We start from the raw sequence: 16,638 nt of genomic DNA, 5'->3' as shown, positions 1-16,638 counted from the left end.
ATCCAAGAAGACCGTTGGCCAAAAGAGACTCCACCTTGTTCGAGGCATTAGGGCGTGATCAGCAAACACGTTCCAAGGCTAATTTCAGTTCCCTGAGAAGCAAAACATCTCAATGCAACGCCTCTCGACTTTCTCTCCCATCCTAGTTGCACTGCTGAGTTGTTGGATGCTGGGTTTCTCGCTCAGCACCGCATATGGTGAACCTGCGGATCGGAAATCATCCGCTGTTGAGATTCCGAAGACTCGTACCTTGGTCTGGCAAGAGAGCTCGGAATTAACCAACAAGATCCTCGAGTACTGGGCAGATCATCCACTGGGCGATTGGAAGTCGGAAGGCAAGATGCGAGTCCCCCGGGCACTAATGGGGCGGTTTGCACTCCGGAGAGACTTGGATGCTGCTAATGCCTACTTGCTTCAGGTCAAACCATGGGGAAATGTGGGTTCAACGTGGAGCAAGCACCCTGAAGGCGACTACGACTTCACATTGGCTGGGTTGGTCCCAATTCTTTTCCTATTTGGCGAAGACCCCAACGTGTTGTTTCCCGAGACGCGAACTCACCTGCTCAACGTACTGATGACCGAGGATGGTGGTGATCCGCTCGTTACAGTTCCCCGCACCATGGGGTTAGTTCGCGATACGGAAAATCACTTACTGATGACCGAAGGATCACGCTTTCTTAAGAATCGTTGGATGGCATTGCACGGAAGCGAGGATCCTCGTTTTGACAACACGACTAATGGGCTGGAGCTTTGGCTCTTAGACATGTTGGAGAATTTGCGAATGGAGGGCCTCTATGAGTTCAATTCAATTCCCTACCAGGGATATACGCTGACAGCACTACTGAACCTAGAGGCGTTCGGTTCGCCAAGAATTAGACGAAGTGCGCGGCGTGTGTTGGACCAACTAAACTGGAAGTATGCCATCGGGAGCCTGAGTCTCCGGCGATTTCCTCCCTTCAGGAGGCAATACCGCCATGCCACTACAACATCTCTGGACGGAGACTATCACACAGCACTTATGAAGACTTGGATGAGCCTGTCACCTGACAGCCCCGCTAATTTGGAAGTCCACGCAGGAGGCCTTCATCATGCACTGTGGGCATGCTGGGCCCCTTATCGATTACCCGATAAAACAGCCAAGTGGATACTGACAAAACCCGAGGAATTCTACGTTCGGATTGGCCATGGACCGGGAGCTTCGCCTGAAATCTATTCGGGAGGTCCCGGCTATTTGTTGAGTGCCGGTGGCGTGCATCGTGGCATGATGTCTCAAATTGTGTCGCGTCCAATTACTCTCTTGTTAGACGATGGTGCCACCGATCTTTCGGAAGTTCTCTATCTGGCAGGCCCGGGTACGGCTTATCGTGGTTGGAATAACACGGGCGTTTGGCGCAATCTAGCCGTCGCAGGGGGGCCAGTCCAGATTCCGCAAAGCTGGACTCCTGATGCGACAGGGCCCAACTGGAGAGTCTTTCATCGCGGAGAGAATCTATGCGTAGCTGTGCATTCTCGTCCCGATCTGGGAATCGTGTATGTGAGCCGATCAGATGACGCTCAGATTGTCGCAAAAACTCTGGAGGAAACAAATGGCGACGCGACGCAGCTCGGAGAATCCTTTTTAACACCTGGAGGACAACGCATTAGTTTCGACGTGAATGCCAAGCAAGACCAATGGGTCTTTTTCTCCCTCAATCAAGAACCATTGGATCGTGAGTTTGATACTTGGCCAAGTTTGTCAGATGAGTGATCCTATGCAAACGCCTCTTCAAGCTTTGCATCCTTCCGCCAAGCGATCCGCTGGGCGAATTGCTCGGTTGTCTCGGCAACAGAAAACCCATCGGTACCAACAGCAGAGGAAGTTGCTGCCAAGCACTAGGGCAAGAGAGCTATGGGCAGAAACTTTTTCATTGAGACCTTCTCGAATTGGGTCGCACGGCTTACTTCAACTTCAGCACGACCTTTCGAAGGTTCATGGGTTGCCATTCTCCTTTTTCGGGTTTGATCTGCAACGTATACTCTCCCGCTTTATCAATTTCGATTGTGCCGATTGACTTCTCAGCGTAGTCGCGAGCTCTTCTCGTAGAAGCAACCTCCACGGTCTGGAGTTGGCCCGGTAGGCCCATGCGGAAGCGACTCTTCTTTCCCTGTAAAGACAGTTCCGCCGACACGTCATAGCTTCCCGGCCGATCGATTGTGAACGACCACTCCACCCAAGCCTCGGCATCCGTCCAGCGACTGAGGTAAGAATCACCACCACGTCGTCCTTCTAGTAAGCTTAGTTGCTCACTCCCTTCGTTGTTATGAAGATAGGCCATGTCGGCCAACAGAACCAAGGAACCGTCTTTGGTAGGCTTTGGCAATACGGTTGAAATATCCAGTTTTCCATGGACCTTCACCACGACGACGCTCGCGATCTTGTCGGGTGCCTCGGCAGGTAGGGATACCGTGACGCCGGCATCCGCCGAAGAGGTTTCCAAGGCCTGCCAACCGTCCATTAGGTAGGCCTGCTCAACTTTGTTATTTAAGCCGGGCACCAGCAGCTTGCCGTCCTTGGGCCAATCAAACACGTGTAGGTACAAAGTTGATCCGTTGGCGAATTCCTTTTTGGTGCAGCGTCCCCAGTCTAGTTTGCCGAACGGGCTGGCCGTACTGCCGTAGATCGACTCACTGTTCACCTTCATCCACTGCCCCATCGCCTTGAGCCGTTCGGTCGCCTGGGGCAATAGGGTTCCTTCGCCGGTTGGGCTGACATTCAAAAGATAATTGCCGCCCTTGCTGGCGATATCGACTAGGTTACGAATCAGGGTCTCGATCGATTTGAAGTCCCTGTCCGATTTCTTGTAGCCCCAGCTGCCACTGATGGGCATACAAACTTCCCAGTCAGCTCCGACCGGCCCCTTGCGTGGGATGTGACGTTCAAAAGTCTTGTGGTCACCTCGATACTCTTTCCCCAGGCGATCATTGGTGATGATACCGGGCTGCAAATTCGTACTGGAGTGAAGGCTGTCGAAGGCTTCCTTACTCATATCGCGAGGCGTATCCCACCAGAAAATCGCAATGGGACCGTACTCTGTGAGCAATTGCTTGATCTCGGGAGCCGCCTTTTCTTGCACGTATTCATCGAAGCTAACGCGTTTGATGGTCTTGTCCCATCCGTTCCCCATGCCGCCGGGATGATGCCAATCTTGGCACTGCGAGTAGTAGAAACCGAAGCGAATCCCCTGTTCCTGGCAAGCCTCGGCAAGCTCCTTCATGACATCACGCTTGAATGGGGTGGCATCCACGACGTTGTAGGGGCTGCTTGTCGAGTGGAACATGGCAAAACCATCGTGGTGCTTGGCGGTGATGACTAGGTATTTCATACCGGCCTCTTTGGCCAATCCGACAAAGGTCTTGGCATTGAATTGGGTGGGATTAAACTTATCGACGTTTTCCACCTTGTAGTCAGCGATGGGAATCTGCGCCTTGTTCATCATCCATTCCGCACTGTTGGTCGGCATCTTGCCTCTGAATTCCCCGCCAGTCGCCGAATAGACACCCCAGTGCACGAACATGCCGAACTTGGCCTCGCGCCACCACGCCATTTTTGCGTCATCAGCGTGTTGGTTCTCGACGTGCTCCTGAGCAGCCAGTGGACTTGCCATGAGCAGAATCAAGCAGCCAATAACAAATTTAATTTTGAAGAGTTTCATGATTGCTAAGAACCTCTTGGTCTGAGTTCTGGACGGGAATCATCGACGACGAGTAACAGATGTTTCTGGCCAAAGAAAAGCGTTGAGCGGGCTGTCTAGTGTAGGGCATCTACACTAGGGGCAACGTGTGAACAGTGTCTTTCGCTTCCTACTTCGTCTCGTTACCGACAACGCGCAAGATTGCGATGCACTAACGAATTTTGCTGCAGTGCCAATCTATCACACAATTCACCCCGCATAAACATTTGCCCCCGCTCTTACGTGTGAATCCACTTTTCAATTTATGGTGGAACGAGATCGTCTTCTTGTGAGACGAGCATCGGAACAGTGAGTGGGACATCCCTATTTGCAAGAAGGACATCATGTTTTCGAAGAAAAGCGTAACACTTCCGCCATCTGAAGTTGATGTTAGCGAGTAACTTGGTTTTGGGTTATTGCCCACGGGGCACGTCAACAAGTGAAAAGTTGGAACCGTCGAATCAGCAATCGTTCCTGGCTGCTTCGCTCAGCGAAGTGTAGTCCCGCAAACTTTTCCGACAAGAAGAAGCGGTCGTCCGCTACGCTCACTTCGCGGGACAACCATTCTCACCCATGCTGTAACACTGTCAATGAAATGAAAACGGAACTCGCGAACTTATGTTCAGCTAGCAAATCGAAGTTTTGGAATATGCTCTAGTGGATGGGCGTATTGAGTCTTATCTGATAGCCTTCTCGACCTTCTCTTCCAACTCCTCGGCGAGACCGCCTTTGCCAATCGGCTTGGTCACTAGTTCGATTTCACTCGGACGCCAAGTCTTTGCTATCCATGGCTCGAGCGGGCCATACATGCGGAGGATGGTGAACCAGCTTTTGCCCGGGACGGTTTGCAACCAGTTACCTTCTTGGCCCTCGGGAGCCTTTGGGGCGAAGTAAACATCGTAGGAACCGTCGTCGTTTTTCTTCATGCCCTTTGTCTGGCTACCGATAGTCGGAAAGGGTTGGCCGGTTTGAAGCTGTGAGCGGGTCTGGGTGTCATACATGGTGATAGCCCAGAAATCGTTGACCGGGACGTTGGGCGGCAGGTGCAACTTATAGGTCTTGGATCCGTCGAAGGGTTGCTGGTTGGCATCGAGCCAAGCGAGCGCGTAGTCGGATCCCTGCCCAACATGACTGGTCGCCATGGCGGGGGTGACGCCACCGGCGTTGAAGTAGTACAGCACGCGAGCATCCAGGTTCATCGTGCCGTCGGCCTCGAAGGCGGTGTTGTGATTGGCGAAAGCCGTGCTCCAAACGCTGTCGGTATCCGGATAGATCGCCACGCCGCCGATGCGCGGCTGATAGGTGATGGCGCGTGCGGTTGCGGCGCCGAGGGTGGCGGATTCGGCGAGGAGCTTCTTCATCCGGGCATCCGGATTGAATGGCTTACCTTTGACGATGCCGATCGCGGCTACCTCGCCGCGCACGTCCGGGCTAATGGCATCGATCGGTTCTTCTTGGATGACCTCGTTGAGGTTTTCAAAGTAGGCATAGTCGCTGGGGAAAAGAGTACTGAATGCCTTGTTGGACACGTTGACGAATTCGGTGGGGGCCGGCTTTTTCGCGTCCTTCAGCGGATAAACCTTCAGGTTGGAAGTAATGTTTTCGACCGCAGGCTTCAGGCCGTTCTTGATCGAGCCGCGCAGGAACATGAAGTTCCGGTTGGTCGGCGGCTTGAGGAGGAAATAGCCGTCCGGAATTTCGCCATCGTAGTCGGGAGGAATGACGAGATACTTGCCGCCCTTGCCCTTGTCCGGGCCGGTGACGCCCATATTTCCGACGAACCGCTGCCAGGCGTCGTTGAGAAAGCCGAGCATGCCGGGCGGGACGTCGATGACGGTTGGGCCGTCACTGGACAGGTCCGTATAGGTGTAAGCGTAGAGTGTCGATGTATTGGCGGTGACCACGAGGGTCTGCGAATCCATGAGTTGTTCGAAAATCGCGATTTTGTTCGCTCCCTTGGCCCCGGCATCGGCCAGACCCTTGCGGACGTTGTACATCGACACGGCTCCGACATTGTCGAGGAACACATCGACGGCGCGACTGCGGTCGAGGTTGTCGTAGAGCCTGTCGATGGTGGCATCGCTGGGCACGCCGTCGAAAAACTCGAGACTGCCGATAGCGGTCTCGACCTTGTCAGGGATGGAGATGGACTCGAGAGTCTCTTTCGAAACCTGGGCGTGGGCGACGGTCACGGCGAAAAGGATGGCACTGGTGGCGAGCAGGGCGGTGATAGAACTGTAAATTTTCATTTTATAGCTTTGTGCTTGAGTGCTTGTTAGATGTCAGGGGAAGAGCAGGGGGGATTCTAGCGTCACTGCGCCTACGGAGCTTCGACCGGACCGATCAACGGGGTGCGTACCGGTTTGGCGACTCCGAAAAATACCACCGTCGTATTTGCGGCAAAGCGGGTGAAAAGCGCCTCGTCCGGCACCTCCGTGAAGCCTACGTCCGTCTAGTTCCAACTGTTGGCCACCCATGCGTTTCCCGCAGGATCGATGGCGACCGCTGTAACGGTTTGTAGTCCGTCGATGTAGCTGCCGGGAGGGGAAATAGGATCGCCCGTTGCTAGTCCCGGGGGGAAGTTCTCAGGGCGCACACCACACAACTGGGTGATGGAGTGGCTTATGGAGCTGGCGACCCAGACATTGTCATTGCCGTCGATAGCAACGCCCCACGGTCCAGTGATGTTCTTGCCTGCGTCAAAGTGACCGAGAACCGTGCCGTCGGGACGTATCATCGACACATCGCCTCCCTCGACACGTCCTTCGATGTGATCCGCCGCAGAGACCGAGGCGGCTAAAAGAGCAGATACAAGAATCAGCGTGGCACCGGCAAGGGTTTGGTGACTTAGATACATTATGGGGATTTCAATGTGGTGGAAAAGTATGGAAAATGAACAGCCACTACAAAGAGGTGGGTGGAACAAAAGTGTCGGATCGATTCATGTTGAGCAATCCGCATCTGAATGCGCAGGCCGGTCTTGTTCTCGACCGGCCTGCATGGTTCAACATTAGTTTGGGAACTATTTCACTAGCTCCACCTCGGTCGGCTGCCATTGCTTGTCGAAGAACGGCTCAAGCGGGCTGTAGAGACGCAACGCCGGAAAGAATCCCTTGCCGGGAAGCGTTTGAATCCAGTTGCCACGCTCCACGCCCTCAGGCTGCTCGGGACTAAAATAGAGGGTGGTGGTCCCATCTGAGGCGGACGTAGCAGCCGGTGACGGGTAGCTCTGACTTCCTGCGCGTGGATAGCGTTGCGGAGTGGCCAGCATCGAGCGGGTCATCGTATCGTACAAGGTGAACGACCAGAATTTCCCGGCGGGAATGTCCTTCGGCAGGGTGACCTTGTAGGTCTTTGATCCATCAAAGTAGTTCTTATCGGAGTCCACCATCGTCCATAGATAGGTGGATCCGATACCAGGCAGTCTCATGGCCATCGCCGGTGTGATTCCGGTGACGCCATAGAAAAAGGCACGCCGCGCATCCAACTGACGATATCCGGTCGTCGGGAAGGGCTTCACCCCATCCTTGGTGATCATCGGGATGGGGGTCTCAAATTCGTAACCCGTAGCGAAGAGCATATTCTGCCAGTTGGAATCTCCGCCGTAGTAGTACCAGGACGGATCCCTTGGAGCCATGAAGATGCTCCGCGAAGCCGCGTTGGCGACCACCAGCGCTTCGGTGAGAATTTTTTTCATCCGCTCATCCGGCGTGAAGGGCTTGCCCTTGACGATGCCGATAGCGGCAATCGGCCCCATCAGCTCGGGATCGAGGGAAGTCGCTGGCTCCTGCTGAATGACCTCGTTCAGCATCTCGTAGTAAGTCCAGTCGTTCGGAGGAATGGTATTCATCACCTTGCCGCTCCCCTCATGGAAAACGGTTGCCGGAGGATCGGTGATTTTGCCGAGCGGTGCTTTGCCATCGAGGAACTCAGCGATCGGAGTGCCAAAGCTACCCGGTGTGTATGGATAGATTTTGGTGAGCTCCTTGATTCTCGCGACTACAGGCTTCGGATCGTTGTTGTTCTCGATGAAAGCGCGTGCAAACCAAACACCGTGGGTGGTCTTGGAGAAAGCGACATTGAATCCCCCCTCAGGCAAGGCTCCTTCGTATCCGGGAGGGACGATCAGATACTTTCCGCCTTCGCCGCGATCCGGGCCCGGGAGGCCGACATCTATGACCCAGCGGAACCAGGCATCCTGAACGGTGCCGAGAACCTGCGGCGGAGTTTCAATGACCACCGGGCCTTTGCTGAGATCGAATCCGCCGATAATGTAAACCGTGTCCGCATTGGCTGTTAGAAACAGCGAATTGGCATCCATCAACTCAGAGAAAACGATGACTTCATTGTCTTTCACGCCGATTTCTTGAAGACCTTTGCGGATGGCGTGAATACTTACGCCTTGCAGGGTATCAGAGAACGCACGGGTCGCGTGCGTGAAGTCCACGTAGTCATAGACCTTCTCAAGAGTGTCCTCGGTTGGCTGGCCGTCGGTGAACTTGAGCGATCCGATCACGGTATCCACTTCGTCAGGAGAGGTGATCGATGGCGGGACGGCAGCACTTTGAGCAATGGCTGAATGGGTTGAGATGATGGCGAGCATTGCCGTGGCAATAGTAAGGCCGCAGGCAGCGCTATGATGGGTTCGATGTGTAGTATTCATATAAGTTAGCTTTGGTTATCCCGATATTGTTAGTGGATTTTCTTTAGTTGGCTTTCACAATGCTTGGTGGCTTCCAGCTACCTTCGCCCGGAGGTAGGACGGATGGGGCTTCAGTCTGTGGCCAGTAAAGGCGCATCGCGAGATAGACGGTGTCGTTTGGGGCGGGGAGCCAGTTGGCTTCCTTGTCGGCACCGGGGCTTTCGTGCTGGATGTAGATCGTCAGCGAGCCGTCGTCGTTCTTCTTCATGTTAGACATCATCGGGGAGTTGATGATGTAACGGTTGATGGGGTTCTCGATGAGAAGTTGGGTCTTGCCGTCATACATCGTCACCGACCAGAAAGCGTTGACTGGTGGGGTCTTGCCGGCGGGGAAGGTGAGGGTGTAGTTGGACTTGCTGCAATCGAGTGTATCACCATTTCCATCCACCCGGGTGTAGGGGTAGGTCGCTTCAATGGCGTCATTTGCATAAATGCCGGCCCTGGCGCCTGCGGCACGTTTGAGCCAATCGCCGTTGAAGAACTTCTGGTCGCCGAAGAAGGCACCGATGTTCCAGTTGTTGACCTGCTTGGTGCCTTCTGCGAGGTACTTGCTCACCTTTGCGTCACCGGCCTTCAACGCCTCAACGAATGCGAGTTTATGTTCCGGGCTGAGGTCTTCGAAGTCAAAGACCTTGGCCGGGCCAATGCCGATAGAGGCAAGCTTGGCGTGGATGTCCTTATTCTGGTCGGTGGTCGGGACAAACTCGAGGGCGGCATCGAGGTATTGGAAGAAGTTCTCCTTGATACCGGGAGTAGAGGCCGGGAGGAAATCGATCTTTGGTGCGGCAGTGGGTGCAGGCTGTTTGAGGAAGGCGGATAGTAGTTCCACTTGGTAGCCGGCTTGGACCTTGATCACGTTTGGCATGTCTTCAGGATTGAAGAGCTGGGTGCGGTAGGCAACGAGGGAGAAGGGCGTAGTGGACGTGAAAACCTGCTTGATGCCTTCGGGCTTTTCGCCTTTCCAATCCGGGCTTACAACCATGTAGCTACCGGGCTCGTTGCCGGTGGCACGACTGCCGATGTAGCCGTAGTTGTAGGTATTGCCGTCGCACATCATCACCGCGTAGTAGCGTTTTTCTTCGACGGCAGGAACAGTAAGGACGATCGGTTCGGCACGCAGGTCGAGCCAAGTGAAGGAGTAAGGTGTATCGCTGTTTGGTGAGATGACCGCCGTGTCCTTATAGGTGTAGACGCGAGGCTCGTTCTTGATTTGATTAAAGGGTGCTTTGAACTGACTGCCGCCTTCGTCGACAGCGTATTCATACATCACGGCGTAGTTCATCACGATCGGCAGACCGTAGATGAAGCCCTCCTCGGCGATGGCTTTTATTTCCTCTATACTGGGGGCGGCGATGCTGGCCTTCTTATCGGCTTCGATCGCCGTAGTGACGGGGACATTTTTCTTGCCGCAGCCGACGAGTAGAGCGACGGCGAACACACCGCATATCGCACCGATAGACAACGTTGTTCTTGACGTATTCATCTTCTGCTTCCTTTTTTGCTTTCGACTGCGATGGTAAAAGTTCAGGATGGCTGTCGGCCAATCCGGCCAACAGGCAACTTATACAGCCTGATCCATACCACTCTTTGATATAATATACCTCCCAGAAAGCACCATGCAATTACGCAGCGGCAAGTCTGCGCCGAGACTCTCGAAAAAGGCGGACCGAGCTCGTGGTACTGCTTGCCGGCCCTAGTCGCTTCAAGAGCGTGTTGGACGTCCGGTAAATCGCTGAGGTTGAGCAAGTTCGTGCGTGTTGCGTTTAATACAAACTCGCAGACGTGGCAGAGGCCGATCCGGAGGTTTTCATACTAACTGCTTGAGGATATTTCTTCCCCCAACCCAAAATACCGCTGCGAGCCTATGCCGACCAACTTAGCTAGAACCCCATGGTCCTACTCAAACTATTGGGAGCATTGGTATAATGACTTTGCAATCCTCCTGCACTTCTCTAACACGCGGATTCACATGAAAGCAAGAAACCAAACAGCCGCCATGCTGCAGATGACGCTATTTGTCGGGGGCTTGCTCCTGAGTGTCAGCTTCGCCTCTGCCGCGGATCCAGAACTCGACGCCGCCCTGGAGCCGACACTGCGCGACGTTCTGTACGGGGATAGCCCAAGACATAAGCTGCACTTCTGGAAGGCTGATTCGGCACGGCCAACTGCGCTGGCCTTCCACATTCATGGCGGTGGTTGGAATGGTGGCGAGAGGCTAAATAGAAATCTAATATCCGTGCTCCCTGGCCTGCTCAAGGCAAAGATTTCGGTTGTCAGCGTTGAGTATCGTCTGATCCGTCATGCCGTTAAAGAGGGCGTCGATCCGCCCGTCAAAGCGCCGCTGTACGACTGCGCCCACGCGCTGCAGTTTGTGCGCAGCAAAGCAAACGAGTGGAATCTGGATCCAAAGCGAGTCGCCGCGTTTGGTGGCTCGGCTGGTGGCTGTACGAGTCTCTGGCTGGCCTTTCACGATGACCTTGCCGATCCCTGTAGCGAAGACCCCATCGCCCGCCTGTCGACCCGACCCAACTTTGCCGTCGGGTTGCGTGCACAGACCACTCTTGATCCGATGCAGATGAAAAAGTGGATGCCGAATGGGTTTTACGGCGGTCACGCGTTTGGGATCATCAACCCCGGTAAGGAGAATCGCGAGAAGAGCATCAAAGCTTTCCTCGCTAGCCGTGACCAGATGCTCTCAACCATTAACGAGTATTCACCCTACGCTCTGGCAAGCAGCGACGACCCGCCGGTCTATCTCTACTACCATGTGAAGCCAGCGATGGGGAAAGACACCAAAGATCCGACGCACAGTTCAAACTATGGCGTCAAGCTGCACGAGCATCTCCAATCGCTGGGGGTCAAGAGTGAGTTAGTCTACCCCGGCGCCCCCGACATAATTCACGCTACGATCGAGGAGTGTCTAGTCAGCCGCTTGAAGTAGTGTCATGGGATTCAACCAAGCCTTGATACAGAATTGACGTTCGTTTGGTAGTCTGACGATGCGTTAGGCTACTGCTGATTTTCGAAGCATCAGTGCGTTGAGATGGACGTATACTGCCCTGGATTGTACGTCACAGGATTCGGAGGACCACTTCGAGTCGAGAATTTCAACACAAATAAGGGCTCATGAAGTATCGGGAGCGCCCTATCCGCAACGAGACCTCATAACGTTTGTTCCAGAGCCGGCAGGGCGATTCTCAGATTTGGTGGCTTGCATTGCTTTCAGTACGGGAAGGCAAAGAGTTGGCTTGCGAACTGACCGGTTGGATAGGTTCTCTTAACTATATGCTACGTCAGCGCACGTTACTGAAGCCAGGCAGGAACTCCATTCCGCTGAAAACTCTCAACTCGCAGATCGTAGGAGTCTTTGGAAAAACTGGATTTCCCTGGCGGAAGTGCATCAGTCTCGGGCAGCCATTTGCGATGCCCTTCTAGGATTTCTTCGTATCCTGACTGGCTTGCCAAATTATTGTGTTCCTCAGGGTCAGTCCGATGGTCATAGAGTTCTTCCGATCCATCTCGATATCGAATGAAACGCCAGTCTTGACTACGGACAGCGTGATTCTTGTAGTACCGATTGGTCAATACAGGTCTCCCTCGCTCTGCCTCTGGGTCATCGATCAGTTCTTTGATATTCACGCCATCCAGCGCTTGTTCGGGGAGATCACACAGCGCAGATAGAGTTGGATAGATATCGATCAGGCTTACCGGACAATCGTTTGTTTGATTCCTGGCTTTCAGCTCTGGGTAGGAAAAGAACAGTACCACTTGAGTCGCTTCTTCCCACAGGCATTGTTTTCGCCAATGCTTCTTCTCACCCAAGTGCTGGCCGTGGTCGGAGCACAAGACGATGATGGTATTGTCAGCATAGGGGCTTTTTTCAAGTGCATCGATGACTCTACCGATTTCATGGTCTACAAAAGTGGTGCATGCTAAGTAGGCGCGCACAAGCTCTTTCCAATAAGTCGGACTCAAATCTAGCACTTCCTTGTGATCGCCGTTCGGCAAGGTGCCATAGGCCATCGCTTTTCCATACAAGGGAATGTCGGAAAAATCGTCATCCGGAACTTCGGGCACTTGAATCGAATTCAATGGGTACTGCTCGAAGAATCGCTTCGGGGCCGTATAGGGAACGTGTGGTCTCAAAAAGCCGACAGCCATAAAAAAAGGCTTCTCGAAATCCTGCTCCAATTGCTCTACCGCCCATTGAGCAATTTGTTCGTCGGGCATTCCCTTAGGAGGAATACGTCCTTGCTCAAGCGCTTCCCAGTTGAGCGAATCTCCTTTGACAGCTTTTCCGTATTTCAGCTTGAAGGCGCCGCCGTCCTGGGCAGCGGGGCCAAACTTCCCTTTGCTGGCGGCGTTCTTTCGAAATCCGTAATTGGCTCTACGGGTGACATCCCAATAGGGGTAGGTGAAATCTTGCACCCCTTTGTGAAATATCTTGCCTGCCGCCAAAGTCGTGTAGCCATTGTTCTTGAACAACGTGGGCATCGGAAGTCGGCCAGCGAGGACTTGGTCGTAAGAATCTCTGATACCCTTTAAGCCAGTAGTTCCATACCAGCCGGTGTTCACGGGATGCAGCCCTGTAAGCAGTGAGTGTCTGGAAGTATTGCAAACGGGTGCCGAGCAATGAGCGTTTGTGAAAGTGGTCCCGCTTTGGAAGAGTTTGTCCAAGTTGGGCGTTTTCGCTTGCAAGTTACCTTTCAATGCGCCTGTCCAGTCGTTCAAGTCATCAACCATGATGAACAAGACGTTTGGCTGCTTGCTCTTAGGTTGTGGTGTTTCCTGTTGAGCGGACGCAAGATTCGGTACGAGTCCGCAAAAGAGGATTGCCAAGCTAGCCCAGGCAGTCTTGGGGATTCTCATTTGGCTACTCTTGTATCGGTGTGGTGAACAGTGCCATCGACATCATGAAATTTTGCAATGAGCGTAGGTTTCGACTTGATTCGCTGTACGGTTACTGAAAGAAAGCCTCCTTTGACTCGCAGGAAGCGATGATAGTCTTCCACATAGTCATCCTGGCTCCAGCCACCGGCATGTTTGTCTGAAGCGGGGCCGCAGCAATACTCGCGGACATCGGTTTTGGGATCAACGGACATGTATTGCCAATGCCTGTCGCCACAAACGACGATCGCATTCTCTTGCGAGCCGAGAAAATCTCTTAGTTCTTGCCCCTCGGTTTGGAAACCAGCGTTAGCATGGTTGTCGTTCTTTTTTGATCGGTCGGGGCCCACCAAAGGCGTCGGACTAATGAGGACTCGAAAGGTTGCGTCGGATTCCTGAAAAGTGCGCTTAAACCACTTCTTCTGCTGCTCGCCCCAAATGGTTTTCCGAGGGCTGTCCGGTGCATTGTTCGAGCTGCGAAAGTCACGGCCTTCAACCAGCCAGATCTGTAAGTCGCTCCCCCAGCGGAAAGTCCGATAGGTTCGCGCGCCCATGGGAACTTGCTCAAGAAAAACCGCTTGTCCCTGTGCAAATGTGAATTCGTGCATATAGTTTGACTTCATCGTCGGCCAGCAGTCGTCCACCCAAGTGTCGTGATCGTCCTTCTCAAAGTAGCTGGGAACCTGACGATGGAAATCCAAGTTCGTCGGCCAGCTGAACATTCGTTGCCAGTGGTAACGTGCCAGCGGTAGCGTCTTGGCGAGTCGATCGTAGTAGAGAATGTCCCCCGTATGGACGAAAAAGTCCGGCTTCAGTCGAAGCATGGATGGGTAGATCTGAAACCCGTCGGGGCGATCTTGGTCGTTGTCTCCTTGGCCCGTTGAAACGGTAAAGACAACTCGGGCACTTTCCTCAGGTGATGGGGCGGTGCGGAAGCTGCCGCTCAGTTGCGAAGTTGGCTCAGTTTGTCCTGAGCCACGTCCCTCCACTTGCAACTCGTATTTAGTTCGTGGCTGCAGCCCTTTCAAGAGTATCTGTCGCGAGTAGTCGCGTTCGGAATTCACGGCGTCCCACGGCGACGAAATCCATTCTAGTTGACCTTGAGGTCGGTAACGGACCCTGGTATCACCGCCTACACCGGGAACGGACTCTCGCAAGTCCCCCACAGAAGTGCCGGAAGGAAAGACTACCGCTTCAACCGTTCCTTTTCGACGCGCCTTGTCGTTCTTGTTGCCAACGTATTTGATTTCGACTTGGGGGCCATCGCTCGGGTTGCGCTCAGGACGCTTTGTGAGCCGAGTCCAAACGATTGCTGAGTCAGGGGTGACTTCCCCTATCTTCAGTCCCGTTGCTTGATACGCATGCTGTTCAGTCTCTGAATGTGCGTTTGGCAATAGAAGAAAAAGAACCAACGAAAGCGAGCCCAGTATTTTCATTATTGTACGCAATCTCTTGTCTTCACGATTGGAATGAGAAATAGGATCGTGAGCAGAACCCTCGACGAGCTTGAGCGATCAAAGTTCCAGAGAGTGTTCCGATTAGGGTTGTTGGCTTGAAAGTAGAATGCACGTGTTGCTTCTGCTTAGTGTGAGATCTCTGGAGTAGTGCGAGCACTACCGCATTCGCAGTACTAACACGTTCGCCGAGGAAGCAAACTCTGGAGAAAGCAAAAATAGAGTTGAACTGAATGTGTGAGACAACCTTGCAGAAGACTCATGCAAAACCGGGCGACTCGATACCTCCTCGGCAGCCAAGGCAACTCACCTTGCCCGCCTCGTATCTCCGTTCGCCTTACTCGTGAGGGCGAACTCGACTTCATTGTTCTCCCCAGGTTTTACTTCCACAGTCAGGCCTGATGTGGCAGGCCGCGAATATCGTCGTGGCACGGTGACGCTCGGTTTCTTGGTAGCCGAATCCATATCGTCCCCCGGCAAAGCAGCTACCGTGGCGGGATGCGTGCCGACTTGCGCTCCATCACCTTCGCTATAGGTTTTGAGCACAAAGGAACCGTCTTGCTTGATCAATCCTTTGGCCGACCGACCCTTACTAGGCAAGAGATACACAATGCCCTGCGTTAGCGGTTCCCCGTCCAGGGTGACTCGACCCGAGACAGGGGCCGTATCCTGTTCGTAGGAAGGCGAGTCACAACCAGCCAGTGCCACAGCAAACAGGCAAGCTGCCAGCAATCGCAAGGGGCGGGAATCGCGAATGAGCTTTCTCAACATGAATGCCTTATAGCGAACCATAATCGATAATTTGCCCATCATTGCGACTGGCCAAGTTGTAGAGGACCCTCAATTCGACATTCTCAGAGAAGTAGGTCGCCGAGCCATCGCTCATCGCAAAGTGACACCCTCCGGGATGTTCGGAGCCAAAACCGACATTGTTTCGTAAAGGTCCTGGTTTGTCGCCGCTATTGATGGTGTAGGCAACGTTCTTGCCAGCATACATCCACTTGCCGTTCGTGGAACCACAGATCCAAGGGCGCGTTACGTCGGCCTCCGGATCGCCGAAGGCAGACTCGCCTACCAGAAAAGTGTTGCTGGTGCCGTCCTCAATCTGGCCAATAGTGGTTCTGCTGTACCGGTAGATGACTCCACTATTGGCAATGGGCCCGAAGTTTCCGGTGATACAGGGGGGTGTCCCTCGCGAAGATCCCTGTTCCTCTTTCGCCATCGTGTACGGAGAAGATTCGTCGGTGCAAAAGTTAGGAATCGTAGCATCAAATTCCGTGTTGGCCCCCAAGACCGCCATGATGTGAGACCTTAACTCCGACCCTTGCACGATCCCAAATCCGCCAGAGGTACCTCCCGGCCCGTTGAGATTGACCTCTTCCGTAACTCCTCGGCTAGGACAGCGGACGAGTGAGAGAGTGGACTTGGTGGGGATTTCATTAATGGGGTCCGACCAATTTTGGGACTTGTCAATGGTATCCCATAGCACCTGTTGCTCTACATAAGGGAGCAAGAAGACCGTCCAGGAGTATTCATGTTTCAGGGTTGTACCGGCATTCGGATCTAGCGAATCGGTCGAGGGGGGGAAGTGCCCAAAAGCACTCTCGTAGTTCATAGCACCGATGCTGATTTGCCGATGTTGGTTCAGGCATTGATTGCGTCGGGCCGCTTCGCGAGCCGCCTGAACCGCTGGCAATAAGAGGCCCACGAGAACGCCGATAATGGCGATGACAACCAGCAGCTCTACTAAAGTGAAGCCAGATTTCCATTGCTCACATCGAGAAGCTGCCGGCTGGTCAACTTTCCAGCATGTCTTCCGGATTCGAGCTATCCGCCTGCGAGGATCCATCTTGTCGCTCCTAGTCATGGGCTAATTAAATGTTTT

Annotated in this window: 11 protein-coding genes; 2 read left to right on the top strand and 9 right to left on the bottom strand. The window is 53.6% G+C overall.

All coding sequences use genetic code 11. The features are described from left to right. The first annotated feature begins 112 nt into the window (after nucleotides 1–112). Nucleotides 113–1,747 carry a hypothetical protein gene (locus HG15A2_RS20320; protein ID WP_145062761.1) on the top strand — a complete coding sequence of 545 codons (1,635 nt, stop codon included), beginning with the start codon at nucleotides 113–115 and terminating at the stop codon, nucleotides 1,745–1,747. Between the two features lie 190 nt (nucleotides 1,748–1,937). On the opposite strand, the gene HG15A2_RS20315 is transcribed toward HG15A2_RS20320, so the two are convergent. From HG15A2_RS20315 to HG15A2_RS20295, 5 genes are all read right to left on the bottom strand, one after another. Beyond that, on the bottom strand, nucleotides 1,938–3,692 hold the full coding sequence (locus HG15A2_RS20315; protein WP_145062759.1) for an alpha-L-fucosidase: 1,755 nt from the start codon (nucleotides 3,690–3,692) through the stop codon (nucleotides 1,938–1,940). A gap of 695 nt (nucleotides 3,693–4,387) precedes the next feature. Further along, nucleotides 4,388–5,959: a DUF1254 domain-containing protein gene (locus HG15A2_RS20310; RefSeq protein WP_145062757.1), complete on the bottom strand. Its 1,572-nt coding sequence runs from the start codon at nucleotides 5,957–5,959 to the stop codon at nucleotides 4,388–4,390. Between the two features lie 203 nt (nucleotides 5,960–6,162). Continuing rightward, the gene (locus HG15A2_RS20305; protein ID WP_145062754.1) at nucleotides 6,163–6,567 is read right to left on the bottom strand and encodes an NHL repeat-containing protein; all 405 of its coding nucleotides are present in this window, start codon (nucleotides 6,565–6,567) and stop codon (nucleotides 6,163–6,165) included. 165 nt (nucleotides 6,568–6,732) lie between these two features. Further along, complete coding sequence (locus HG15A2_RS20300) at nucleotides 6,733–8,373, bottom strand: DUF1254 domain-containing protein (protein ID WP_218932140.1); 1,641 nt, start codon at nucleotides 8,371–8,373, stop codon at nucleotides 6,733–6,735. Between the two features lie 43 nt (nucleotides 8,374–8,416). Further along, nucleotides 8,417–9,895: a DUF1254 domain-containing protein gene (locus tag HG15A2_RS20295; protein WP_145062751.1), complete on the bottom strand. Its 1,479-nt coding sequence runs from the start codon at nucleotides 9,893–9,895 to the stop codon at nucleotides 8,417–8,419. 486 nt (nucleotides 9,896–10,381) lie between these two features. On the opposite strand from HG15A2_RS20295, the gene HG15A2_RS20290 reads away from it, so the two are divergent. Beyond that, nucleotides 10,382–11,353, top strand: coding sequence for an alpha/beta hydrolase (locus HG15A2_RS20290; RefSeq protein WP_246117809.1), 972 nt, complete (start codon nucleotides 10,382–10,384; stop codon nucleotides 11,351–11,353). 362 nt (nucleotides 11,354–11,715) lie between these two features. On the opposite strand, the gene HG15A2_RS20285 is transcribed toward HG15A2_RS20290, so the two are convergent. From HG15A2_RS20285 to HG15A2_RS20270, 4 genes are all read right to left on the bottom strand, one after another. Beyond that, nucleotides 11,716–13,281: a sulfatase gene (locus HG15A2_RS20285; protein WP_145062749.1), complete on the bottom strand. Its 1,566-nt coding sequence runs from the start codon at nucleotides 13,279–13,281 to the stop codon at nucleotides 11,716–11,718. Continuing rightward, nucleotides 13,278–14,693, bottom strand: a complete 1,416-nt coding sequence (locus HG15A2_RS20280) for an alkaline phosphatase D family protein (RefSeq protein WP_246117808.1) — start codon at nucleotides 14,691–14,693, stop codon at nucleotides 13,278–13,280. The genes HG15A2_RS20285 and HG15A2_RS20280 overlap by 4 nt, the downstream gene beginning before the upstream one ends. Before the next feature lie 366 nt (nucleotides 14,694–15,059). Further along, nucleotides 15,060–15,524, bottom strand: coding sequence for a hypothetical protein (locus tag HG15A2_RS20275; protein WP_145062745.1), 465 nt, complete (start codon nucleotides 15,522–15,524; stop codon nucleotides 15,060–15,062). A gap of 7 nt (nucleotides 15,525–15,531) precedes the next feature. Beyond that, the gene (locus tag HG15A2_RS20270; protein WP_218932139.1) at nucleotides 15,532–16,602 is read right to left on the bottom strand and encodes a DUF1559 domain-containing protein; all 1,071 of its coding nucleotides are present in this window, start codon (nucleotides 16,600–16,602) and stop codon (nucleotides 15,532–15,534) included. Between the last annotated feature and the right edge of the window lie 36 nt (nucleotides 16,603–16,638).

Source organism: Adhaeretor mobilis (assembly GCF_007741515.1).
Classification (GTDB): Bacteria; Planctomycetota; Planctomycetia; order Pirellulales; family Lacipirellulaceae; genus Adhaeretor; species Adhaeretor mobilis.
This window is presented reverse-complemented; position numbering and strand designations above follow the sequence as displayed.

Coding starts and splice junctions, on each gene's coding strand:
- HG15A2_RS20320 (WP_145062761.1), top strand. CDS start 113: ATGCAACGCCTCTCGACTTTCTCTCCCATCCTAGTTGCACTGCTGAGT.
- HG15A2_RS20315 (WP_145062759.1), bottom strand. CDS start 3,692: ATGAAACTCTTCAAAATTAAATTTGTTATTGGCTGCTTGATTCTGCTC.
- HG15A2_RS20310 (WP_145062757.1), bottom strand. CDS start 5,959: ATGAAAATTTACAGTTCTATCACCGCCCTGCTCGCCACCAGTGCCATC.
- HG15A2_RS20305 (WP_145062754.1), bottom strand. CDS start 6,567: ATGTATCTAAGTCACCAAACCCTTGCCGGTGCCACGCTGATTCTTGTA.
- HG15A2_RS20300 (WP_218932140.1), bottom strand. CDS start 8,373: ATGAATACTACACATCGAACCCATCATAGCGCTGCCTGCGGCCTTACT.
- HG15A2_RS20295 (WP_145062751.1), bottom strand. CDS start 9,895: ATGAATACGTCAAGAACAACGTTGTCTATCGGTGCGATATGCGGTGTG.
- HG15A2_RS20290 (WP_246117809.1), top strand. CDS start 10,382: ATGAAAGCAAGAAACCAAACAGCCGCCATGCTGCAGATGACGCTATTT.
- HG15A2_RS20285 (WP_145062749.1), bottom strand. CDS start 13,281: ATGAGAATCCCCAAGACTGCCTGGGCTAGCTTGGCAATCCTCTTTTGC.
- HG15A2_RS20275 (WP_145062745.1), bottom strand. CDS start 15,524: ATGTTGAGAAAGCTCATTCGCGATTCCCGCCCCTTGCGATTGCTGGCA.
- HG15A2_RS20270 (WP_218932139.1), bottom strand. CDS start 16,602: ATGGATCCTCGCAGGCGGATAGCTCGAATCCGGAAGACATGCTGGAAA.